The sequence below is a fragment of the Rahnella bonaserana genome, from assembly GCF_019049675.1.
GTDB classification, from domain to species: domain Bacteria; phylum Pseudomonadota; class Gammaproteobacteria; order Enterobacterales; family Enterobacteriaceae; genus Rahnella; species Rahnella bonaserana.
In genome coordinates this window covers 227,212-248,587 of the sequence record NZ_JAFMOW010000063.1, presented here as the reverse complement: position 1 = coordinate 248,587, position 21,376 = coordinate 227,212, and the positions used below count along the sequence as shown (strand labels likewise).

Sequence of the window (21,376 nt, the reverse complement as noted above, 5' to 3'; positions counted from 1 at the left end):
CTATTGTGAATATTTATAGCGCCCTCTGGACTATACAAAGTTGAGTGCGCGGAAAGCGGAGTTTTATATGTACGCGGTTTTCCAAAGTGGTGGTAAACAACACCGTGTCAGCGAAGGCCAGACTATTCGTCTGGAGAAGCTGGACGTTGCAACTGGCGAAGCTATCGAATTCGATCAGGTTCTGATGATTGCAAACGGTGAAGAAATTAACATCGGCCTGCCTTTAGTTGCTGGCGGTGTAATTAAAGCTGAAGTCGTTGCTCACGGTCGTGGCGAAAAGGTCAAAATCGTTAAGTTTCGTCGTCGTAAACACTATCGTAAGCAGCAGGGCCACCGTCAGTGGTTCACTGACGTTAAAATCACCGGCATCAGCGCTTAAGATTAGGAGAGCGGAACAATGGCACACAAAAAGGCTGGCGGCTCCACACGTAACGGTCGCGATTCAGAAGCTAAACGTCTGGGCGTAAAACGCTTTGGCGGCGAAGCAGTACTGGCAGGCAGCATCATCGTTCGTCAGCGCGGCACTAAATTCCACGCTGGTATCAACGTGGGTTGCGGCAAGGACCACACTCTGTTTGCTTTGGCTGACGGTAAAGTCAAGTTCGAAGTTAAAGGCCCGAAAAACCGTAAGTACATCAGCATCGAAGCTGAATAAGTTTTTCGCGTCTTAGTAAATAGATGTAAGCCCCGCAATTCGTTGCGGGGCTTTTTACATTCTGGTTAGCCCATTCTGGCGGGATATGGACACGAAATCGCAGGCCCCTGTTGGGATTATGTTGGCACTGATCACTGCTATGAGTTGGGGATCTTTGCCCATCGCCATGAAGCAGGTTTTAGTGGTGATGGATCCCTTCACTGTAGTCTGGTATCGATTTTCGATGGCTGCCATTGTGTTGGGTTGTATTCTTGCTGCCAGACACAGATTACCGCCGAAAGCGATTTTTAGCCGGCCTCGCTGGCTGGTTTTAGTCCTGATTGCCACCTGCGGATTGCTGGGGAACTTTGTCCTTTTTAGTTCGTCCCTGCAATTTCTCAGTCCAACGGCCTCTCAGGTAATTGGTCAGCTTTCTCCTGTCGGGATAATGGTGGCCAGCGTGATTATCCTGAAAGAAAGGATGCGTGTTACGCAGGTCATTGGCGCCAGTATGTTAATATTCGGGCTGATATTATTTTTTAATACCAGCCTGATTGAAATCTTTACCCGTCTGACGGATTACACCTTGGGTGTGATTTTTGGCGTCGGGGCAGCAACGGTTTGGGTGATATACGGCGTGGCGCAAAAGGTATTACTGCGCCAACTGGCTTCACCGCAAATCCTGTTTTTGCTGTACACTTTATGTTCTATCGCATTGCTCCCGCTGGCCAGCCCGGCGGTGCTTTCACAGCTCAGCGGCTGGCAGTTTGCCTGTCTGTTGTTTTGCGGCGCGAATACCTTAGTAGGATATGGCGCCTTAGCGGAAGCGATGGCGAGATGGCAGGCTGCTCAGGTCAGTGCTCTTGTGACACTGACCCCGTTGTTTACCCTGCTATTTTCAGATTTATTGGCACTTGCCTGGCCTGACTTTTTTGCTGCACCAGTGCTTAATTTCATTGGTTATCTTGGGGCATTTGTGGTGGTGGCGGGTGCAATGTTTTCCGCAATTGGCCATCGTTGGTGGCCACGTCGGACAGAGCAAAACCTGGTAGCTAAACTTTAGCTGCCCGGCGAATGATTTACGGAGACGGTACAAATGAAGTTTGTTGATGAAGCCACGATTCTGGTTGTGGCCGGTGATGGCGGTAACGGGTGCGTCAGCTTCCGCCGCGAAAAATACATTCCACGTGGCGGCCCTGACGGCGGTGACGGTGGTGATGGCGGCGATGTTTACCTGGTTGCTGATGAGAACCTCAATACGCTGATCGATTTCCGCTTTGTGAAATCTTATCGTGCTGAGCGCGGTACTAACGGTCAGAGCAGCGACTGTACCGGTAAGCGCGGTAAAGATATCACCATTAAAGTGCCTGTCGGAACCCGCGTTCTCGACCAAAGCACGGGTGAAGTCCTGGCCGACATGACCCAAAATGGTCAGGTTAATATGGTCGCGAAAGGCGGTTTCCACGGGCTGGGTAACACCCGCTTTAAATCTTCCGTGAACCGTTCACCGCGTCAGAAAACCATGGGCACCAAAGGTGAAGAGCGCGATATCGCACTCGAACTGATGCTGCTGGCTGACGTAGGTATGTTGGGTCTGCCAAATGCGGGTAAATCTACTTTTATTCGTTCAGTGTCTGCGGCGAAACCTAAAGTTGCTGATTATCCGTTTACCACGCTGGTTCCGAGCCTGGGCGTTGTCCGTATGGATCACGAGCAGAGCTTTGTGGTTGCAGATATCCCAGGTCTGATTGAAGGGGCATCTGAAGGCGCAGGTCTGGGTATTCGTTTCCTGAAGCATCTCGAGCGTTGCCGGGTTCTCTTGCATCTGATCGACATCGCGCCGATTGATGAATCTGATCCAATCGAAAACGCGAAAGTCATCATCAATGAGTTGAAGCAATACAACGCCAAGCTGGCTGAAAAGCCGCGCTGGTTAGTATTCAACAAAGTTGATCTGATTGAAAAAGAAGAAGCGGAAGCACGTGCAAAAGCTATCGCCGATGCGTTGGGTTGGGAAGGTAATTACTATCTGATTTCCGCCGCAAACCGCGAAGGCGTGAATGCGTTGTGCTGGGACGTGATGAAATTCATCAATGAAAATCCTAAGCACATGGCAATTGAAGAAGCTGCGCCAGAGAAAGTTGAGTTCATGTGGGATGACTATCACCGTGAGCAACTGGCTGAAGTGGAAGCTGAAGCTGACGACGACTGGGATGATGACTGGGATGAAGATGACGACGAAGGCGTAGAAATCATTTACGAACGTTAATCCTCAAGAGTTGTTGTGAATAAAGACGGAAAAGTTGCCTTAGGCAGCTTTTCCGAAAACCACTCTTATGCCATTTTTAGGCACGTGCCGTCTACTTTTTGAGTTCATTTATCCTGTCATTTTGCCTTTCTCATTGTCCTCAAGCCTGCCTTGCAACTGACTTATGTTTCAGTGTCTTGTTAAAACAGGACTGATAATTTATCAGCTATAACATTTCTTTTTTACAGAAAGAAGAAGTAACATAAACTTAACTTTGTATCGCCTCCAATAACAACTCTTATCGTCACCCAAAATATCATTCATAGTAGTTATATATCTATACGGATTTTTCCATTTAAAATAATGCTTTAATTTCTTTATTTTATCGAGGTGGAGGACTAGTGTTATAATAGTCCCATATATTAAAATTAATTTTCTTTCTTCATCGAATTATATTTTAATTAAAAACAAGGAGCGTTATATGCCTCATCCTAAACCTAAGCAAGGTGATCTGATGTATGGTGTCCATTCCGATTATGCCCGTAAGTGGTACATAGCAAACGCTAAAGATTTTAAAGGAAAAGTAATCACAGCCGATAGCTATCATGTAGTCAAAATTGACCCTTTTTCAGCCAATTGCGATCAGTCCCTGCTTGAGAGTTTTATCCGTAAACATCCGAAATACTCTTCTGCATGGGGGGGCTCTGGCAGCAACCAGGATTTACGTAGAAAATGTAAAGCTGTTGTTGAGTGGGGGATATCAGTAGGAAAAAATATCCACTTTGCTCTTGATGCGTTGGATGTCACAGCAGTTGCCAATAAGAACTTTAGAGTTGGGAAAAATAGAGACACAGTGGAAGGTAACCGCTCTATTACAGGTTCAGAATTACGTCATATATACCGAAACTGGCATAGGTTTAAAAATAATGTTTATTTCTGGCATTTAGGTGAGGCAGTATCTCCACCTTGGGAACAAGATATCCAAACTTATGTGGGCGAACGTAAACTAAAAAAACATTCCAAAGAAGTATGGGCGAAATATAACGCAAAATTCACTGGTCGGTGAAACTAACTTTTGCCGGTTATTGTTGATGATGATCATTGCGCAGCTCTTCATGGGCTGCTATTTCGTTATTATAAATTTTTATTTTAAATCATAATCATTTATCCAGGTGTACACTAATTCTGTAAACATAATGATTAATTCAAAGGTTGCATAAAAATAGCAATGTAACCTTCTGAATATAGATACGCATTAGCATCGTAAACAGTCTTTTAATATGCAATGTTTGAAATATCCGTGGATGGGATAAGTGAACTTTGTAGCGCGACATCCGGTAACCAGCACTGTGCACTGAGCCCCGCGTTATCGATACGGTTTCTTAAGGTCAATATGCCTGCGTGCAGATGCGTGATCCGTACCACAATATTTAAGCCCAGGCCGCTGCCGCCATATCGTTGATCGCTGCGTTTAAACGCCTGTGTCAGTTCGCTGGTTTTGTTCTCATCAATGCCCGGACCCGCATCATCAATCTGTATCAGGAAGCCGTTATTTTTGGGCACAATCGTAATTGTGATATCGCTATTTTCCGGACTGTAACGGTGGGCGTTTTCGACAAGATTGCGCACCATCAAACGCAGCAGCACGGCATCTCCCTGAATTTCAGCAAACGCCGGTAAGTGCATTTTCAGCTTCTGTCCCCGTTCATCAAGCATCTCGCGCAACTCTTCTTCGAGTGGCGTCATGACGTTACTGATGAGATCGACTTGCTGGTATTCGCCTTTCGCGAAATTTTGTCCTGCGCGGGCAAGCATGAGCAATTGTTCTATGGTGTGTATCAGCAGGTCGATACGCGTTATCAACATATCGCTGCCTTCCACGCCATTTTTTTGCATGATTTCTAAATGCAACCGCACGCCAGCGAGAGGAGTACGCAACTCATGCGCCGCATCTGCAGTGAACAATCGTTCCTGCTGGATAGTGCTGGAGAGACGGGAAAACAGCTGATTGAGTGCATTGGTCACGGCAACCACCTCCCTGATTTCACTGTTAAGCGGCAGGGGAGAAAGGTTATCAGCCGAGCGGGTTTCAAGACGTTTCTGCAACTGATTGAGAGGGCGAATGATCCAGCTGATGGCCCAAAAGGACAGTATCAGAGTAATACTCATCATCAGTAAGGAAGGAGCAATCAGTGAAGCAATGGCTTCTGCAATTTCCTTCTCAACATGTGCGTTACGGACTTTGGCTGACAGAGTGTCATTGACCAGCAGATTAATTTGTTCCTGGCTCTCGTGCCAGAGCCAGAAAACACTGGTGAGCTGAGTGACGAATAAAATCAATGCCAGCATAACCAGCAGACGGCGACGCATACTGGTCATTGTAGAATTTCCAGCCGGTAGCCAATGCCACGTACGGTACGGATGACTTCTTTACCGAGCTTACGACGCAGGTTATGGACATGGACTTCGAGTGTGTTGGAACCGAGATCATCCTGCCAGGTGTAAAGATCTTGCTGAAGTAATTCCCTGTTCACGGTTTGACCGGCACGCATCATCAGGCGCGACAAAATCGCGAACTCTTTCGGAGTGACTTCTACCGGATTGTTGTCGAGATAAGCCTGTTGCGAGGACAAGTTGATTTTAAGATTACCCACTGAAATTTGATTGTCGCTTTGTCCCTGATAACGGCGGATAAGCGCCCTCACGCGGGCCTGTAATTCGACCAGAGCAAAAGGTTTGATCAGGTAATCATCAGCGCCGGCATCAAGACCATCGACGCGGTCTTCTAACGCATCCCGGGCGGTAAGGATAAGGACGGGGAGAGCGATGTTCTGGCGTCGCCACTCGCGCAGTAACGTTGCCCCGTCTTTGTCTGGCAATCCTAAATCCAGGATCACCAGACTGTACTGGCTGGTTTGAATCAGGCTGTGCGCCTCGGCCGCCGTTGAAGCGCAGTCGCAGGCATAATTTTCACTGGTAAGTGCCAGCATCAACCCCTGCCGTAAAAGTTCATCATCTTCAACGATCAGTAGTTTCATTGTCTGGCACTTCTCCGTGGTTAATTATTTTGGTAGATATCCCTGTAGAGACGGCTTTCAAAACGTACCAGCGGAGCCCGTCGCGTGCGTTGATCTTCAGGCGGAACCGCATATCCTGAAAGGAACTGGACAAAGGCCATTCGTTGTCCGCTGGCCGTCGTAATAAAGCCTGCAAGGTTGTATACACCAGACAGTGAGCCGGTTTTCGCCGATACTTTGCCGTCAACGCCCGCTTCATGCAAACCGCCGCGATATTGCAAGGTTCCGTCATGACCGGCTAATGGCAGCATTGAGATAAAGTCTAACTCTTTATCATGCTGCGCGATGTATTGAAGGACCTGCATCATGGTGGCCGGTGACAGCAAGTCATGGCGGGAAAGACCGGAACCATCAACCTGAATAGAGTTTCCTAAATCCACGCCTGCTTTCTGACGCAAAATCTGACGGACAGCATCTGAACCTGCACGCCACGTTCCCGGCACGCCAAAACGCTGATGGCCAATAGTACGAAATACCGTATCGGCGATCATGTTGTCTGATTTCTTCAGCATCTGATGCAACAGATCATGCAACGGCGCCGACTGGGTTTGCGCCAGAACGGTACCCGCCGGTGTTGGCTTAGTCTGCCGCTTTAACGTGCCATCGATCTGAATATCAGCCTGCAACAGCTCATCTTTTAAAATCGCACCGGCATAACTGGCGCCATCCTGAATAGCGAATGCCAGCGGCAAAGGTTCGCTGCGTTGGGTCAGACAGCCGGTGAGGGTATAGCGATTGAATTCACCGGGGACGACGTCCAGTTCACAATATTGTGCATCCGGAGAGCCTTTCGCCAGAGTGCGCACTTCGCTAAACATATGTACCGGATAGTAAGACGCGACGCGAATAAATGCGTTTTCATCAGGTTTCGGCGCACTGTAAAGTGAGACGGAGAAACAGTTTCTGTCGACAATGGCGGCAGCTGGCGGTGCGCTAAAGCATTGGGTAATGTCGTTCCATGGCCATCCCGGCGCTTTGTCATGGCTGGCAAAAACCGAAGTATCGATAACCACATCGCCGGTGATTTCTTTGACGCCCTGTTTTTTCAAAACAGCGACCATATTCCGAATATTCTGACGTTTTAGGGTCGGATCGCCGGAAAAACGAGCGACCAAATCACCTTTTAATATGCCATCTGAAACGGAACCTGGTGTTTCAAGAGTGGTGGTGAAACGAAAATCAGGCCCAAGCTGCAACAGGGCCGCCAGCGCGGTCAGAATCTTCATGGTACTGGCGGGCAATGCCATCTGAGTACCGTGATAGTCTATAGCCGGCGCAGGCGCGCCAATTTTCTGTACCAGCACAGCCAGATTCGTGCCGTCAGGCAGATATTCTGTGTAATTTTCGATCTGAGCCGCATTTGTATTCAGTACAAACGCGCATGCTAATCCACTGACAATTCGTAAAAAACGCATTATTTTGAGTAAAGGCTCTGGGTAACGGCAGGATAATGTGGTGCCATACTACGATGCTACGAACCAAGGCGCAACGTGGCTGAAAGTAAACGATGATCCTCAAGGAACTCTACGTTAAAATACGAATCAAAATGCAAAATGAATCCTGGCCTGGTGGCAACTCCGGGTGAGGTTTTTTTTGTTTTTCGCCAGAGAGTCGGTCAGAAGAGCTGGCTTAATTTCTTACCTGATTCAATCAGGACGGTGTTTACCGAAAGGACCAAGTTAGAGGTAATAAATATATGAAACCGATTCCGATGACATTGCGTGGCGCAGAAAGATTACGTGAAGAACTGGACCATCTGAAAAGTGTCCGTCGCCCGAAAATCATTTCTGATATCGCGACCGCACGTGAACACGGCGATTTGAAAGAGAATGCTGAATACCATGCTGCGCGTGAGCAGCAGGGTTTTTGTGAAGGCCGTATTCAGGAAATCGAAGCCAAGCTTTCGAACGCTCAGGTTATCGATGTGACAAAAATGCCTGCGACGGGTCGCGTGATTTTTGGTGCCACAGTAACCGTGCTGAATCTGGATACTGAAGAAGAACAAAAATACCGCATTGTGGGCGATGACGAAGCTGATTTTAAACAGAACCTCATTTCTGTAAACTCACCGATTGCACGTGGTTTAATCGGTAAAGAACAGGATGACGTTGTGGTCATCAAAACACCTGGCGGTGATGTTGAATTTGAAGTATTGAAGGTCGAATACCTCTAAAATCTGCATTAAAAAGGGCGAAACGTGATGTTTCGCCCTGTAATTCTCACATTCATGCAGTGAATTACTTCACAGTAAATTGAAAACTAAAGTAAAAAGGCCCGCTAAGACCTTCCCCTGAACGTGATTTCGTGGCACCTTTCCGAAAATCTACAGCGCTTTTCGTTAAACCTTAATGGATTAACGCGGTAAGATAATTTTGCGGTCTTCGGTGGAAGGGCGATAAAGTACCAGCATATTGCCGATGACTTGCACATTACACGCCTTGGTTTCACGCACAATCGCGTCTACGATCAAGGTCTTCGTCTCACGTTCTTCTGCCGCGACTTTTACCTTGATCAGTTCGTGATGTTGCAGTGCCTGTTCGATTTCGGCCAACACACCTTCTGTCAGGCCGTTGTTGCCCAGCATAACAACCGGTTTCAGTGGATGTGCCAGACCTTTCAGGTACTGTTTTTGTTTATTGTTAAGATTCATCGTCTTTTTTGCTTAAGTTGGGATTGAAAACGGTTCATTCTACCGCCATCTCATGTATATGACCAACCCGGACTGCTTCGGGAGGTCAATTATACTGACTTAGCCATAGACGCCATGATGCTAACGGCTTGTTCCAAAGGCTCTAACTCAGGGTGGTTGGAAAACTATATGGTTACTAAATAATGTCTAATAAAAAGCGTTCTGCAAGTTCCAGTCGCTGGTTGCAGGAACACTTTAGCGATAAATATGTGCTACAAGCACAGAAAAAAGGGCTGCGTTCCCGTGCCTGGTTTAAACTTGATGAAATACAGCAAGGCGATAAGCTGTTTAAACCGGGTATGACGGTGGTTGATTTAGGTGCAGCACCTGGCGGTTGGTCACAGTATGTGGCTACGCAGATCGGTAACAAAGGGCGAATTATTGCTCTTGACCTTTTACCTATGGATCCTATTGTTGGAGTCGACTTCCTTCAGGGGGATTTTCGTGATGAATTAGTTCTCAAAGCGCTGCTCGAACGCGTGGGAGAAAGCAAAGTTCAGGTGGTCATGTCTGACATGGCGCCTAATATGAGCGGTACTCCGGCAGTCGATATTCCAAAATCGATGTATCTGGTTGAATTAGCATTGGATATGTGTCGGGATGTATTAGCACCAGGTGGAAGTTTCCTGGTGAAGGTGTTTCAGGGAGATGGCTTTGATGAATACCTGCGGGAAATTCGCTCCCTGTTTACGAAGGTGAAGATTCGTAAGCCAGACGCTTCCCGAGCACGTTCGCGAGAAGTGTACATCGTAGCGACAGGGCGGAAACTGTAGTTCCCTAACGCTGTTTGTTAACACAGTTGTAATATGAGGTTAATCCCTTGAGTGACATGGCGAAGAACCTGATCCTCTGGTTAGTCATCGCAGTTGTATTGATGTCTGTATTTCAGAGTTTTGGTCCCAGCGAATCTAATGGCAGTAAGGTAGATTACACTACCTTTACAACCGAAGTGGCCCAAGACCAGGTCCGTGAAGTACGTATCAATGGACGTGCGATTGACGTTATCAAAAAAGACAGCAGCAAATACACAACCTATATTCCGGTTAATGATCCTAAATTACTGGATACGCTGCTGAGCAAAAACGTGAAAGTTGTTGGTGAACCGCCTGAACAGCAGAGTTTCCTGGCGACTATCTTCATTTCATGGTTCCCGATGCTGCTTCTGATTGGCGTCTGGATATTCTTTATGCGACAGATGCAGGGCGGCGGTGGCAAAGGCGCAATGTCCTTTGGTAAAAGCAAAGCCCGCATGCTGACGGAAGACCAAATCAAAACGACGTTTGCTGACGTTGCAGGTTGTGACGAAGCGAAGGAAGAGGTGAGCGAGCTGGTAGATTACCTGCGCGAGCCAAGCCGTTTCCAGAAACTGGGCGGTAAGATTCCTAAAGGCGTTCTGATGGTTGGTCCTCCGGGTACCGGTAAAACCTTGCTGGCGAAAGCAATTGCCGGCGAAGCCAAAGTGCCATTCTTTACGATTTCCGGTTCTGACTTCGTAGAAATGTTCGTGGGTGTTGGTGCATCTCGTGTGCGTGACATGTTCGAACAAGCGAAGAAAGCTGCCCCATGTATCATCTTTATCGATGAAATCGACGCCGTTGGCCGTCAGCGTGGTGCAGGTTTAGGTGGTGGTCACGATGAACGTGAACAGACACTGAACCAGATGTTGGTTGAGATGGATGGCTTTGAAGGTAACGAAGGTATCATCGTTATTGCTGCAACCAACCGTCCTGATGTTCTGGACCCTGCGTTGCTGCGTCCGGGCCGTTTTGACCGTCAGGTTGTTGTCGGTTTGCCAGACGTTCGTGGTCGTGAACAGATCCTGAAAGTTCACATGCGTCGCGTTCCGCTGGCTACTGATGTGGATGCGTCTGTGATTGCCCGTGGTACACCTGGTTTCTCGGGTGCTGACCTGGCTAACCTGGTTAACGAAGCTGCATTGTTCTCTGCACGTGGCAACAAACGTGTGGTGTCGATGGTTGAGTTCGAAAAAGCCAAAGACAAAATCATGATGGGTGCTGAGCGCCGTTCCATGGTGATGACTGAATCGCAGAAAGAGTCCACCGCCTATCACGAAGCAGGCCACGCCATTATTGGTCGTCTGGTTCCTGAACATGACCCGGTGCATAAAGTGACCATTATTCCTCGTGGCCGTGCATTAGGTGTGACCTTCTTCCTGCCTGAAGGCGATGCTATCAGTGCCAGCCGTCAGAAACTCGAAAGCCAGATTTCTACCTTGTACGGTGGCCGTCTTGCTGAAGAGATCATCTACGGTGTGGAAAAAGTGTCTACCGGTGCGTCCAACGACATTAAGGTTGCCACCTCTATTGCCCGTAATATGGTTACGCAGTGGGGCTTCTCAGAGAAATTAGGTCCGTTGCTGTATGCGGAAGAAGAAGGCGAAGTCTTCCTCGGTCGTTCAGTTGCGAAAGCTAAACATATGTCTGATGAAACGGCCCGCATCATCGATCAGGAAGTTAAGTCTCTGGTTGAACGTAACTACATTCGTGCGCGTACGTTGCTGATGGAAAACATGGATATCCTTCATTCAATGAAAGATGCCCTGATGAAGTACGAAACCATCGATGCACCGCAAATTGATGACCTGATGAACCGCACAGAAGTTCGCCCGCCTGCTGGCTGGGATGATGCTAACGGTAAAAACGGCAACAATAATTCTAACGACGGCGGTGCCCCAAAAGCGCCAACGCCAGTTGACGAACCTCGCACGCCAAATCCTGGTAACACGATGTTTGAGCAATTCAGCGGCAAATAAGCAGCTGGTTGGAAAATAACGCAGATAACACTCAACCCCGGGCTTGCCCGGGGTTTTTTATGCGTGCATTCTTTGTCTCGGAATTTGAAACTGCCTCACGAACGACCAGAAGGGACATGATTTATGCACCTCACAGCCAGAGAGTCGATACTGGATCTCACTTTTCCCCAGGTGATGGGGATCCTGAATGTTACCCCGGATTCTTTTTCAGATGGCGGACGCCACAACACGCTTGACCTTGCACTTCGACACGCTCAGGCGATGGTCGATGCCGGGGCGACAATCCTTGATATCGGCGGCGAATCAACGCGTCCCGGCGCTGCTGAAGTCAGTGAAGAGGAAGAGCTGGCCCGTGTGGTGCCGGTCGTAGAAGCTATTGCCCGACGTTTTGATGTCTGGATTTCGGTGGATACCTCGAAGGCGTCGGTTATCCGCGAAGCAGCAAGTGCCGGTATGCATCTGATTAACGATATTCGCTCACTTCAGGAACCTGGGGCATTGCAGGCTGCGGCAGAAACGGGTTTACCCGTTTGTCTGATGCACATGCAGGGTGACCCGAAAACGATGCAACATGCCCCGCGATACGACAACGTCGTTGCGCAGGTAGATCAGTATTTTGTCGAGCAAATTGCACGTTGTGTGAATGCTGGCATTCCGAAAAGCAAATTGTTGCTCGACCCGGGCTTCGGTTTCGGTAAAAATTTAGAACATAACTACCAGTTACTCGCCAGACTGGCTGAGTTCCATCACTTCGGGTTGCCACTTCTGGTGGGGATGTCGAGGAAATCTATGGTAGGGCAGTTGCTGCATGTGTCACCGGAGAAACGAGTGACGGGCAGTATTGCCTGTGCCGTGATCGCTGCCATGCAGGGAGCTCAGATAGTTCGCGTACATGATGTTAAAGAAACCGTCGAAGCGATGCGTATCGTGGAAGCGACACTTTCTGCAAGGGATAAAAATTAATTATGAGCAACCGTAAATACTTTGGTACTGATGGCATACGTGGAAAAGTAGGCGACAGCCCGATCACCCCTGATTTCGTTCTCAAACTGGGCTGGGCAGCAGGCAAAGTATTAGCGCGTCATGGTTCGGGTAAAGTGATTATCGGTAAAGATACCCGTATTTCCGGCTACATGCTGGAATCTGCACTTGAAGCCGGTCTGGCTGCTGCGGGGCTGTCGGCTTCCTTTACCGGTCCGATGCCTACACCTGCGGTTGCGTATCTGACCCGTACCTTCCGTGCTGAAGCCGGGATTGTGATTTCTGCTTCGCATAACCCATTTTACGATAACGGAATAAAATTCTTCACTATTGACGGCACTAAGTTGCCAGACGAAGTGGAAGAAGCCATTGAAGCTGAGCTGGAAAAACCGCTGACCTGCGTAGAATCCGCCGCTTTGGGTAAAGCCAGCCGTATTGTGGATGCTGCCGGTCGCTATATCGAATTCTGCAAAGGGACATTCCCGAGCGAACTGAGCCTGAACGGCCTGAAAATCGTTGTGGATTGTGCCAATGGCGCGACCTACCACATTGCGCCAAGTGTTCTGCGTGAACTGGGCGCTAAAGTGATTACCATCGGCTGCGACCCGGACGGGATGAATATCAATGAAGAGTGCGGTGCGACAGACGTCCGTCAGTTACAGCAACGCGTTCTGGCTGAAAAAGCCCATGTCGGACTGGCATTTGACGGTGACGGCGATCGTCTGATTATGGTCGACCATGAAGGCAATAAGGTCGATGGTGACCAGATCCTTTACATCATTGCCCGTGAAGGTCTGCGTCAGGGCCAGTTGAAAGGTGGCGCTGTCGGCACCCTGATGAGCAATATGGGCCTGGAACTGGCATTAAAACAACTCGGTATTCCGTTTACCCGCGCGAAAGTGGGCGACCGCTACGTGCTGGAAAAAATGCAGGAAAAAGGCTGGCGTATTGGTGCTGAGAACTCCGGTCATATCATTCTGCTGGATAAAACTACCACCGGTGACGGCATCGTGGCCGGTTTGCAAGTGCTTACCGCCATGGTTCGTAATCACATGAGTCTGCATGATTTGTGCAGCGGCATGAAATTGCTGCCACAAATCCTGGTTAACGTCCGGTTTGCCGGTGAACATGATCCGCTGGAATCCGACGAAGTTAAGCAGGTTACGGCCGAAGTTGAAAAACAGTTAGCGGGCCGCGGCCGGGTACTGTTGCGTAAATCAGGCACCGAGCCTTTGCTGCGTGTAATGGTTGAAGGCGAAGATGCAGAACTGGTTGAAAAACTGGCTAACCGCATCGCTGATGCTGTAAAAGCGGTCAAGGCGTAACCTGATAAAAAACGGTGAATTTTCGAGATATGGGTGGCTGCACAACGTCCTGTTAGCCATTTTTCTTACAATTTGCCGTTTTTTTCCGCAAACGAACATTTTGGTGAAGATTGCCCTTGCACGGCAATACGGCTTTGGTTAGTATTCACACCCGCTTCAGTGGGTCCTTGAATGACCTGCTAAATGGTGAGAAGCAATTGGCATGCGGTGAACCCGCGAGGATACAGGTACTACTATGTACGACGCTCTTCTGGTGATTTTCCTTATCGTGGCAATCGGGCTTGTTGCTCTGGTTATGCTGCAACAAGGTAAAGGCGCTGATATGGGAGCCTCTTTCGGAGCAGGTGCTTCTGGCACATTGTTCGGTTCGAGTGGTTCCGGTAACTTCATGACCCGTATGACCGGCATTTTGGCAGCACTGTTCTTTATCATTAGTTTGATTCTCGGGAACATGAGCACCAATAAAAGCCAAAAAGGTAGTGAGTGGGAAAACTTGAGTCAGCCAGCGAAAACTGAGCAGACTACTGCACCGGCAGCTCCAGCAGCGCCTAACAGTGACGTTCCTCACTAAGCAGTAACCTTCTTATCACAAGAAGTGAAAAGTTTTAAACAGTGGCTTGTACTTGGACAGTAGAAGCGATTGTGAAAAAAAAGAGTGCCGAGGTGGTGGAATTGGTAGACACGCTACCTTGAGGTGGTAGTGCCCGAATGGGCTTACGGGTTCAAGTCCCGTCCTCGGTACCAATCTTTATGATAATTTGCTTTTTAGCGATTATCGGCGTAGTATTTGCCACGTTTTCGGACGCGGGGTGGAGCAGCCTGGTAGCTCGTCGGGCTCATAACCCGAAGGTCGTCGGTTCAAATCCGGCCCCCGCAACCACTTTCCCTAAGTGTTTATTTCAAATAGACTTTCAGTGTCTTCCTGTGATGTTCTGCAGTTCCAATTTGAAAGCGTCTATTTGAAATAACACTTCGCGAAAGTTGTACCGAAGCCGCTATGCGGCGAATAGGGTCCAGTTGCATAAAGCCCCGATTTATCGGGGTTTTTTGTTATTTGGCAACAGAATCACTGGGCTATTTAGCCCTTTTTTTATGTCTTGGGGGTGGGCTTGTCCACATTAGAACAAAAATTAACAGAGCTGATTACAGCACCAGTCGAGGCACTTGGCTTTGAGCTGGTGGGCATCGAGTTCGTTCGGGCTCGCCAATCGACGTTGCGTATCTATATTGATAGTGACGCCGGGATCAATGTTGATGATTGTGCTGATGTCAGCCACCAGGTGAGCGCTGTGCTGGACGTTGAAGATCCAGTTACCGTCGCCTACAACCTGGAAGTTTCCTCTCCAGGCCTTGATCGTCCTATGTTCACCGCTGAACATTATCAACGTTTCCTGGGTGACGAAGTCAGCATTGTTCTGCGTATGGCAGTGCAGAATCGTCGCAAATGGCAGGGCATAATTAAGGCTGTCGAAGGCGAAATGATCACGGTGACAGTGGAAGGGAAAGATGAAGTGTTCGCACTGAGCAACATCCAGAAAGCGAACCTGGTACCCCACTTTTAAAGAGTTTGGAAGAGGCAACTAGGATGAACAAAGAGATTCTGGCTGTTGTAGAAGCAGTTTCTAATGAAAAATCCCTCCCGCGCGAGAAGATTTTTGAAGCGCTGGAAATTGCATTATCAACGGCGACCAAGAAAAAATACGAGCAGGAAATCGAAGTCCGCGTCAGCATTGACCGCAAAACAGGTGACTTCGATACTTTCCGTCGCTGGGTGGCAGTCAATGAAGTGACTCAGCCGACCCGCGAAATCACCCTCGAAGCTGCACAATACGAAGATCCGTCAATCGAGCTCGGCGGATATATTGAAGATCAAATCGAGTCGGTCACTTTCGACCGCATCACCACGCAAACTGCTAAGCAAGTTATCGTACAGAAAGTACGCGAAGCAGAGCGCGCGATGGTCGTTGATCAATTCCGTGAGCAGCAGGGTGAGATCGTCACCGGCGTGGTTAAGAAAGTTAACCGTGACAGCATCGCTCTGGATTTAGGCAGCAACGCTGAAGCCGTTATTCTGCGCGAAGACATGCTTCCGCGTGAAAACTTCCGCTCTGGCGACCGTATTCGTGGCGTTCTGTATGATGTGCGCCCTGAAGCTCGCGGTGCCCAGCTGTTTGTCAGCCGTTCACGTAACGAGATGCTGATTGAGCTGTTCCGCATTGAAGTGCCGGAAATTGGCGAAGAGCTGATTGAAATTAAAGCGGCGGCCCGTGATCCTGGCTCCCGTGCGAAAATTGCAGTAAAAACCAACGACAAACGTATCGACCCGGTCGGTGCTTGTGTCGGCATGCGTGGTGCACGCGTTCAGGCTGTTTCCAGTGAACTGGGCGGTGAACGTATTGATATCATCCTTTGGGATGATAATCCTGCGCAATTCGTTATCAACGCAATGGCACCGGCAGATGTCGCTTCCATCGTGGTTGATGAAGATAAATGCACCATGGATATCGCCGTTGAAGCCAGCAATCTGGCACAGGCGATTGGCCGTAATGGCCAGAACGTGCGTTTGGCCTCCCAATTGTTGAAACAGCATCGTGGTGATGACAAGTGGGAACTGAACGTGATGACAGCAGACGACCTGCAAGCCAAACATCAGGCTGAGGCACACGCTGCGATTGATACCTTTACCAAATACCTGGCCATCGATGAAGATTTCGCCACGGTTCTGGTAGAAGAAGGTTTCTCAACGCTTGAAGAACTGGCTTACGTGCCAGTCAACGAACTGCTTGAAATCGACGGCCTGGATGAAGACACCGTGGATGCGCTGCGCGAACGTGCGAAAGAAGCGCTGACCACACTGGCTTTAGCTCAGGAAGAAAGTCTCGGTGACAAAAAGCCTGCTGACGATCTGCTTAACCTGGCGGGTCTGGAACGTAGCATGGCATTTAAACTGGCTGCACAAGGGGTTTGTACGCTGGAAGATCTTGCCGAGCAGGGTGTCGACGATCTGGCTGATATTGAAGGTCTTAGTGACGAGCAGGCTGGTGAACTTATCATGGCCGCGCGCAATATCTGCTGGTTTGGCGACAACGCGTAATAAACTGTAGCAGGAAGGAACAGCATGACAGATGTAACTGTAAAATCGCTGGCGGCAGAGATTCAGACACCGGTAGATCGCCTGGTACAGCAATTTGCTGATGCAGGGATCTCAAAGTCCGAAGCTGACTCTGTGACCCAGCAAGAAAAAGAAATTTTATTGGCGCACCTGAATGGCGGAAATGCCGGTGCGACAAACAAACTGACGTTACAACGCAAAACGCGTAGTACACTGAATATTCCGAGCACCGGCGGGAAGAGTAAATCGGTGCAAATCGAGGTCCGCAAGAAACGCACTTATGTTAAACGTGATATGACCGAGGCAGAAGTTGCCCAGGCCGAAGCGGAAGAGCAGGCGAAGCGTGACGCGGAAGAACAGGCACAGCGTGAAGCAGCAGAGCAAGCCCAGCGCGAAGCTCAGGAAAAAGCCAAACGCGCCGCCGAAGAGCAAGCTAAACGTGAGGCCGCTGATAAAGCTAAGCGTGATGCAGCGGAAAAAGATAAAGTGACCAACCAAAATACCGATGAAGTAACCAAACCAGCTCAGGCAGAAAAAGCACGCCGTGAAGCTGAAGCCGCAGAGCTGAAACGCAAAACGGAAGAAGAAGCCCAGCGTAAGATTGAAGAAAACGCCAAGCGCATCGCAGAAGAGGCCCGTAAAATGGCTGACTCTGGTGTCTGGACTGAAGCGACCGCTCCAAGCGAATCAGAATCTGCTGACTATCATGTCACCACTTCTACCCATGCTCGTGCCGCTGAAGACGAAAATGACGCCAAAGTTGAAGGCGAACGTCGCAGCCGTACCCGCGGTGGCAAAGCAACAAAACAGAAAAAAGGCAACAAGCTGTCCGAATCTAAAGCGGATCGCGAAGAAGCCCGTGCTGTTGGCCGTAACGGTAAAGGTAAGCGTAAGCCAAGCACCTTACAGCAGAGCTTTAACAAGCCTGTCGTTGCCGTGAACCGTGATGTTGTAGTGGGTGAAACCATTACTGTTGCTGAGCTGGCAAACAAAATGGCAGTTAAAGGTTCTCAGGTCATCAAAACCATGATGAAACTGGGCGCCATGGCCACCATCAACCAGGTTATTGATCAGGAAACTGCTCAGCTGGTTGCGGAAGAAATGGGCCACAAAGTTATCCTGCGTCGTGAGAACGAGCTGGAAGAAGCGCTGATGAGCGATCGTGATACAGCTTCTTCTGCTGCCGCTGAGCCACGTGCTCCGGTTGTGACCATCATGGGTCACGTTGACCACGGTAAAACCTCATTGCTCGACTACATTCGTTCTACGAAAGTTGCAGCAGGCGAGGCCGGTGGTATTACGCAGCATATCGGTGCTTACCATGTAGAAACCGAAAACGGCATGATCACTTTCCTGGATACACCGGGACACGCCGCATTTACTTCAATGCGTGCTCGTGGTGCTCAGGCAACAGATATCGTAGTTCTGGTCGTTTCTGCAGATGACGGTGTGATGCCACAAACCATCGAAGCTATTCAGCATGCGAAAGCAGCTGGCGTGCCAATCGTGGTTGCGGTAAACAAAGTTGATAAGCCAGATGCAGATCCGGACCGTGTTCGTACCGAACTGTCTCAGTACGGCGTGATGCCGGAAGAGTGGGGCGGCGAATCTCAGTTCATTCACGTTTCTGCGAAAGTCGGTACCGGTATTGACGATTTGCTGCAAGCTATCTTGCTGCAAGCCGAAGTTCTGGAACTGAAAGCCGTTCGTACCGGCATGGCTAGCGGTGTCGTGATCGAGTCCTTCCTGGACAAAGGTCGTGGCCCGGTTGCTACCGTTCTGGTTCAGGAAGGTACTCTGAACAAAGGCGACATCATTCTGTGTGGCTTCGAATACGGCCGTGTCCGTGCGATGCGTGACGAAATGGGTCGTGACATTACGTCTGCGGGTCCTTCTATCCCTGTCGAAGTTCTGGGTCTGTCCAGCGTGCCGGCTGCGGGTGATGAAGTGACTGTTGTTCGTGACGAGAAGAAAGCTCGTGAAGTTGCTCTGTATCGTCAGGGTAAATTCCGCGAAGTGAAACTGGCTCGTCAGCAGAAATCTAAACTGGAAAACATGTTCGCGAACATGACTGAAGGCGAAGTTTCTGAACTGAATATCGTTCTGAAATCTGACGTTCAGGGTTCTTGCGAAGCGATTTCCGATGCGTTGCAGAATCTGTCTACTGACGAAGTTAAAGTTAAAATCGTCGGTATGGGTGTCGGTGGGATCACCGAGACTGACGCAACACTGGCCGCTGCTTCCAACGCGATCATCCTGGGCTTCAACGTCCGTGCAGATGCTTCTGCCCGCCGTGTCGTAGAAAGCGAAAGCCTGGATCTGCGTTACTATTCCGTTATCTATAACCTGATTGACGAAGTTAAACAGGCGATGAGCGGTATGTTGGCGCCAGAATACAAACAGCAAATCATCGGCCTGGCCGAAGTTCGTGACGTGTTCAAGTCACCTAAATTCGGTGCTATTGCAGGTTGTATGGTGACTGAGGGTATGATCAAGCGTAACAACCCAATCCGTGTACTGCGTGAAAACGTGGTGATCTACGAAGGCGAACTGGAATCCCTGCGTCGCTTCAAAGATGACGTTGCTGAAGTTCGTAACGGCATGGAATGTGGTATCGGCGTTAAGAACTACAACGATGTGCGTACTGGCGATGTGATCGAAGTCTTCGAAATCATCGAGATCAAACGTACTATCGCTTAACGTTTGCGAAGTAGCTGATATCCAGATGGGGGGCCTTGCGCCCCCTTATTTGTCTGGAGCAAGTGAGGAGAAAAGCATCATGGCAAAAGAATTTAGCCGTACTCAGCGCGTCTCTCAGGAGATGCAAAAAGAAATCGCCATCATCTTACAGCGTGAAGTCAAAGACCCGCGCGTAGGCATGGCGACTGTTTCAGGCGTTGAAGTTTCACGTGACCTGGCGTATGCCAAGGTGTTCGTGACCTTCCTGGACGTGCTGACCACAGATAATCACGATCCTGATCGTGTTAAGAATGGCATCAAAGCTTTGCAGGACGCGTCAGGTTTCATCCGTACGCTGATCGGCAAAGCGATGCGTTTGCGTGTAGTACCGGAACTGACTTTCGCTTACGACAACTCTTTGGTTGAAGGTATGCGTATGTCCAATCTGGTGACCAACGTCGTGAAGAACGATGCTGAACGCCGTTCAGCTGCAGGCGATGACGAGGAAGCATAATGAGTCGCCCACGTCGCCGCGGCCGTGATATACACGGTGTTCTGCTATTAGACAAATCTTTAGGCTTGTCTTCTAACGATGCCCTGCAAAAGGTTAAACGCCTTTATAACGCTAACCGGGCAGGACATACCGGCGCGCTCGATCCTTTAGCTACTGGCATGTTGCCGCTGTGCTTAGGCGAAGCGACCAAGTTTTCCCGGTTCTTGCTCGATTCTGACAAACGTTATCGCGTGATTGCCCGTATGGGACAACGCACGGACACGTCAGATGCTGAAGGCTCCATCATTTGTGAACGTGAAATGGCCTTCACTCAGCAGCAACTTGACGATGCTCTCGACAGTTTCCGCGGGGAAACCCAGCAAATTCCTTCCATGTATTCTGCATTGAAATATGAAGGAAAAAAACTGTACGAGTACGCGCGTCAGGGCATCGAAGTTCCGCGAGAATCCCGCAGCATTACCGTGTATGAACTCAAGTTCATCCGCTGGGAAGGCTTCGAGGTTGAATTAGAAATCCACTGTTCCAAAGGCACTTACATCCGCACGATTGTGGATGATCTGGGCGAAAAATTGGGCTGTGGTGCGCACGTCACATATTTGCGTCGTCTGCAGGTTGCAACCTATCCTTCAGAGCGTATGGTTACCATGGAACAACTTCATGAGCTGATCGCTCAGGCAGAAGAGCAGGGCATTGAGCCACGCCTGCTGCTGGATCCATTGTTGTTGCCGATGGACAGCGCGTGTGAAGACTTCCCGGAAGTGAATCTGCTGCCAGTGGTGGCCGGATATGTCAAACAGGGTCAACCTGTTCAGGCATCTGGTGCGCCGGTCAGTGGCATGGTTCGCATCACCGAAGGCGAAGAACGTAAGTTTATCGGTGTAGGCGAAATTGATGATGATGGCCGCATTGCGCCGCGTCGTCTGGTCGTCGAATACACGGATTAAGCGCTTTCTGCTCACCTTGCGATCATATATAGCAAAGGGTAGAATAGCGCAGCTTATGCATTGGGTTGCTGAATTAGAGATCGGCACCCGTTTAATTATCTATAATATTTTGGAGTAAGATTATGTCTCTAAGCGTTGAAGCTAAAGCTCAAATCGTTTCCGACTTCGGTCGTGGCACTAACGACAGTGGTTCTACCGAAGTTCAGGTTGCTCTGCTGACTGCTCAAATTAACCATCTGCAAGGTCACTTTGCAGAGCACAAAAAAGATCACCACAGCCGTCGTGGTCTGCTGCGTATGGTTTCTCAGCGTCGTAAACTGCTGGACTACCTGAAGCGTAAAGATGTAGCACGTTACACCAGCCTGATCGAACGTCTGGGTCTGCGTCGCTAATCAAGCGA

Annotated in this window: 21 protein-coding genes and 2 tRNA genes; 19 read left to right on the top strand and 4 right to left on the bottom strand. The window is 49.3% G+C overall.

Annotated features, from left to right (window positions below; translation table 11 throughout):
• Positions 1 to 67: 67 nt before the first annotated feature.
• From rplU to J1778_RS13690, 5 genes are all read left to right on the top strand, one after another.
• On the top strand, positions 68 to 379 hold the full coding sequence (rplU, locus tag J1778_RS13710; RefSeq protein ID WP_013573804.1) for a 50S ribosomal protein L21: 312 nt from the start codon (positions 68 to 70) through the stop codon (positions 377 to 379).
• Positions 380 to 397: 18 nt separating this feature from the next.
• Positions 398 to 655 (top strand): 50S ribosomal protein L27, encoded by a 258-nt coding sequence (gene rpmA, locus J1778_RS13705; RefSeq protein ID WP_013573805.1) that lies wholly within the window; start codon positions 398 to 400, stop codon positions 653 to 655.
• An 85-nt stretch (positions 656 to 740) separates the two neighbouring features.
• Positions 741 to 1,697: a DMT family transporter gene (locus J1778_RS13700; protein ID WP_217173634.1), complete on the top strand. Its 957-nt coding sequence runs from the start codon at positions 741 to 743 to the stop codon at positions 1,695 to 1,697.
• Between the two features lie 33 nt (positions 1,698 to 1,730).
• The gene (cgtA, locus tag J1778_RS13695; RefSeq protein ID WP_217173633.1) at positions 1,731 to 2,903 is read left to right on the top strand and encodes an Obg family GTPase CgtA; all 1,173 of its coding nucleotides are present in this window, start codon (positions 1,731 to 1,733) and stop codon (positions 2,901 to 2,903) included.
• A gap of 460 nt (positions 2,904 to 3,363) precedes the next feature.
• A complete protein-coding gene (locus J1778_RS13690) occupies positions 3,364 to 3,948 on the top strand; it encodes a hypothetical protein (RefSeq protein ID WP_217173632.1) in 585 nt (194 codons plus the stop codon).
• Positions 3,949 to 4,157: 209 nt separating this feature from the next.
• On the opposite strand, the gene pmrB is transcribed toward J1778_RS13690, so the two are convergent.
• Genes pmrB through dacB form a run of 3 tightly spaced genes read right to left on the bottom strand, consistent with a single transcriptional unit; the run spans position 4,158 to position 7,374 of the window.
• The gene (gene pmrB, locus J1778_RS13685; protein WP_217173631.1) at positions 4,158 to 5,261 is read right to left on the bottom strand and encodes a two-component system sensor histidine kinase PmrB; all 1,104 of its coding nucleotides are present in this window, start codon (positions 5,259 to 5,261) and stop codon (positions 4,158 to 4,160) included.
• Positions 5,258 to 5,920: a two-component system response regulator PmrA gene (gene pmrA, locus J1778_RS13680; protein WP_113877107.1), complete on the bottom strand. Its 663-nt coding sequence runs from the start codon at positions 5,918 to 5,920 to the stop codon at positions 5,258 to 5,260. The genes pmrB and pmrA overlap by 4 nt, the downstream gene beginning before the upstream one ends.
• A 20-nt stretch (positions 5,921 to 5,940) precedes the next feature.
• Entirely contained in the window at positions 5,941 to 7,374 is a 1,434-nt protein-coding gene (dacB, locus tag J1778_RS13675; protein WP_217173630.1) for a serine-type D-Ala-D-Ala carboxypeptidase, read from the bottom strand.
• Between the two features lie 281 nt (positions 7,375 to 7,655).
• On the opposite strand from dacB, the gene greA reads away from it, so the two are divergent.
• Complete coding sequence (gene greA / locus J1778_RS13670) at positions 7,656 to 8,132, top strand: transcription elongation factor GreA (RefSeq protein ID WP_217173629.1); 477 nt, start codon at positions 7,656 to 7,658, stop codon at positions 8,130 to 8,132.
• Positions 8,133 to 8,312: 180 nt separating this feature from the next.
• Here the strand turns inward: greA and yhbY are convergent, their stop codons facing one another.
• Positions 8,313 to 8,609: a ribosome assembly RNA-binding protein YhbY gene (gene yhbY, locus J1778_RS13665; protein ID WP_095923662.1), complete on the bottom strand. Its 297-nt coding sequence runs from the start codon at positions 8,607 to 8,609 to the stop codon at positions 8,313 to 8,315.
• A gap of 182 nt (positions 8,610 to 8,791) precedes the next feature.
• On the opposite strand from yhbY, the gene rlmE reads away from it, so the two are divergent.
• The 13 genes from rlmE (at position 8,792) to rpsO (ending at position 21,368) form a co-directional block, all read left to right on the top strand.
• Positions 8,792 to 9,421, top strand: a complete 630-nt coding sequence (gene rlmE, locus J1778_RS13660) for a 23S rRNA (uridine(2552)-2'-O)-methyltransferase RlmE (protein WP_013573814.1) — start codon at positions 8,792 to 8,794, stop codon at positions 9,419 to 9,421.
• 56 nt (positions 9,422 to 9,477) lie between these two features.
• Positions 9,478 to 11,421: an ATP-dependent zinc metalloprotease FtsH gene (gene ftsH, locus J1778_RS13655; RefSeq protein WP_112286795.1), complete on the top strand. Its 1,944-nt coding sequence runs from the start codon at positions 9,478 to 9,480 to the stop codon at positions 11,419 to 11,421.
• 123 nt (positions 11,422 to 11,544) lie between these two features.
• On the top strand, positions 11,545 to 12,384 hold the full coding sequence (folP, locus tag J1778_RS13650) for a dihydropteroate synthase (protein WP_217173628.1): 840 nt from the start codon (positions 11,545 to 11,547) through the stop codon (positions 12,382 to 12,384).
• Between the two features lie 2 nt (positions 12,385 to 12,386).
• The gene (gene glmM / locus J1778_RS13645) at positions 12,387 to 13,727 is read left to right on the top strand and encodes a phosphoglucosamine mutase (RefSeq protein WP_217173627.1); all 1,341 of its coding nucleotides are present in this window, start codon (positions 12,387 to 12,389) and stop codon (positions 13,725 to 13,727) included.
• A 235-nt stretch (positions 13,728 to 13,962) separates the two neighbouring features.
• Positions 13,963 to 14,298 carry a preprotein translocase subunit SecG gene (gene secG, locus J1778_RS13640; RefSeq protein WP_113877110.1) on the top strand — a complete coding sequence of 112 codons (336 nt, stop codon included), beginning with the start codon at positions 13,963 to 13,965 and terminating at the stop codon, positions 14,296 to 14,298.
• Between the two features lie 86 nt (positions 14,299 to 14,384).
• Positions 14,385 to 14,471, top strand: a tRNA-Leu gene (locus J1778_RS13635).
• 59 nt (positions 14,472 to 14,530) lie between these two features.
• Positions 14,531 to 14,607 (top strand) — tRNA-Met (locus tag J1778_RS13630).
• A 229-nt stretch (positions 14,608 to 14,836) separates the two neighbouring features.
• Positions 14,837 to 15,289, top strand: coding sequence for a ribosome maturation factor RimP (gene rimP / locus J1778_RS13625; RefSeq protein ID WP_147243271.1), 453 nt, complete (start codon positions 14,837 to 14,839; stop codon positions 15,287 to 15,289).
• A gap of 23 nt (positions 15,290 to 15,312) precedes the next feature.
• Entirely contained in the window at positions 15,313 to 16,821 is a 1,509-nt protein-coding gene (gene nusA, locus J1778_RS13620; protein WP_217173626.1) for a transcription termination factor NusA, read from the top strand.
• 24 nt (positions 16,822 to 16,845) lie between these two features.
• Positions 16,846 to 19,539, top strand: a complete 2,694-nt coding sequence (gene infB, locus J1778_RS13615; protein WP_217173625.1) for a translation initiation factor IF-2 — start codon at positions 16,846 to 16,848, stop codon at positions 19,537 to 19,539.
• 79 nt (positions 19,540 to 19,618) lie between these two features.
• On the top strand, positions 19,619 to 20,032 hold the full coding sequence (rbfA, locus tag J1778_RS13610; RefSeq protein WP_014333704.1) for a 30S ribosome-binding factor RbfA: 414 nt from the start codon (positions 19,619 to 19,621) through the stop codon (positions 20,030 to 20,032).
• The gene (gene truB, locus J1778_RS13605; RefSeq protein ID WP_217173624.1) at positions 20,032 to 20,976 is read left to right on the top strand and encodes a tRNA pseudouridine(55) synthase TruB; all 945 of its coding nucleotides are present in this window, start codon (positions 20,032 to 20,034) and stop codon (positions 20,974 to 20,976) included. Before rbfA ends, truB begins: the two co-directional genes overlap by 1 nt.
• 122 nt (positions 20,977 to 21,098) lie before the next feature.
• Complete coding sequence (gene rpsO / locus J1778_RS13600; protein ID WP_014333706.1) at positions 21,099 to 21,368, top strand: 30S ribosomal protein S15; 270 nt, start codon at positions 21,099 to 21,101, stop codon at positions 21,366 to 21,368.
• Positions 21,369 to 21,376: the final 8 nt, after the last annotated feature.

Excerpts from the sequence above, each read along its gene's own strand:
- yhbY (WP_095923662.1), bottom strand. The coding sequence starts at position 8,609 with ATGAATCTTAACAATAAACAAAAACAGTACCTGAAAGGTCTGGCACAT.
- dacB (WP_217173630.1), bottom strand. The coding sequence starts at position 7,374 with ATGCGTTTTTTACGAATTGTCAGTGGATTAGCATGCGCGTTTGTACTG.
- rlmE (WP_013573814.1), top strand. The coding sequence starts at position 8,792 with ATGTCTAATAAAAAGCGTTCTGCAAGTTCCAGTCGCTGGTTGCAGGAA.
- nusA (WP_217173626.1), top strand. The coding sequence starts at position 15,313 with ATGAACAAAGAGATTCTGGCTGTTGTAGAAGCAGTTTCTAATGAAAAA.
- glmM (WP_217173627.1), top strand. The coding sequence starts at position 12,387 with ATGAGCAACCGTAAATACTTTGGTACTGATGGCATACGTGGAAAAGTA.
- secG (WP_113877110.1), top strand. The coding sequence starts at position 13,963 with ATGTACGACGCTCTTCTGGTGATTTTCCTTATCGTGGCAATCGGGCTT.
- rpmA (WP_013573805.1), top strand. The coding sequence starts at position 398 with ATGGCACACAAAAAGGCTGGCGGCTCCACACGTAACGGTCGCGATTCA.
- cgtA (WP_217173633.1), top strand. The coding sequence starts at position 1,731 with ATGAAGTTTGTTGATGAAGCCACGATTCTGGTTGTGGCCGGTGATGGC.
- folP (WP_217173628.1), top strand. The coding sequence starts at position 11,545 with ATGCACCTCACAGCCAGAGAGTCGATACTGGATCTCACTTTTCCCCAG.
- pmrB (WP_217173631.1), bottom strand. The coding sequence starts at position 5,261 with ATGACCAGTATGCGTCGCCGTCTGCTGGTTATGCTGGCATTGATTTTA.
- infB (WP_217173625.1), top strand. The coding sequence starts at position 16,846 with ATGACAGATGTAACTGTAAAATCGCTGGCGGCAGAGATTCAGACACCG.
- J1778_RS13690 (WP_217173632.1), top strand. The coding sequence starts at position 3,364 with ATGCCTCATCCTAAACCTAAGCAAGGTGATCTGATGTATGGTGTCCAT.
- greA (WP_217173629.1), top strand. The coding sequence starts at position 7,656 with ATGAAACCGATTCCGATGACATTGCGTGGCGCAGAAAGATTACGTGAA.
- J1778_RS13700 (WP_217173634.1), top strand. The coding sequence starts at position 741 with ATGGACACGAAATCGCAGGCCCCTGTTGGGATTATGTTGGCACTGATC.
- truB (WP_217173624.1), top strand. The coding sequence starts at position 20,032 with ATGAGTCGCCCACGTCGCCGCGGCCGTGATATACACGGTGTTCTGCTA.
- rplU (WP_013573804.1), top strand. The coding sequence starts at position 68 with ATGTACGCGGTTTTCCAAAGTGGTGGTAAACAACACCGTGTCAGCGAA.
- pmrA (WP_113877107.1), bottom strand. The coding sequence starts at position 5,920 with ATGAAACTACTGATCGTTGAAGATGATGAACTTTTACGGCAGGGGTTG.
- rbfA (WP_014333704.1), top strand. The coding sequence starts at position 19,619 with ATGGCAAAAGAATTTAGCCGTACTCAGCGCGTCTCTCAGGAGATGCAA.
- ftsH (WP_112286795.1), top strand. The coding sequence starts at position 9,478 with ATGGCGAAGAACCTGATCCTCTGGTTAGTCATCGCAGTTGTATTGATG.
- rpsO (WP_014333706.1), top strand. The coding sequence starts at position 21,099 with ATGTCTCTAAGCGTTGAAGCTAAAGCTCAAATCGTTTCCGACTTCGGT.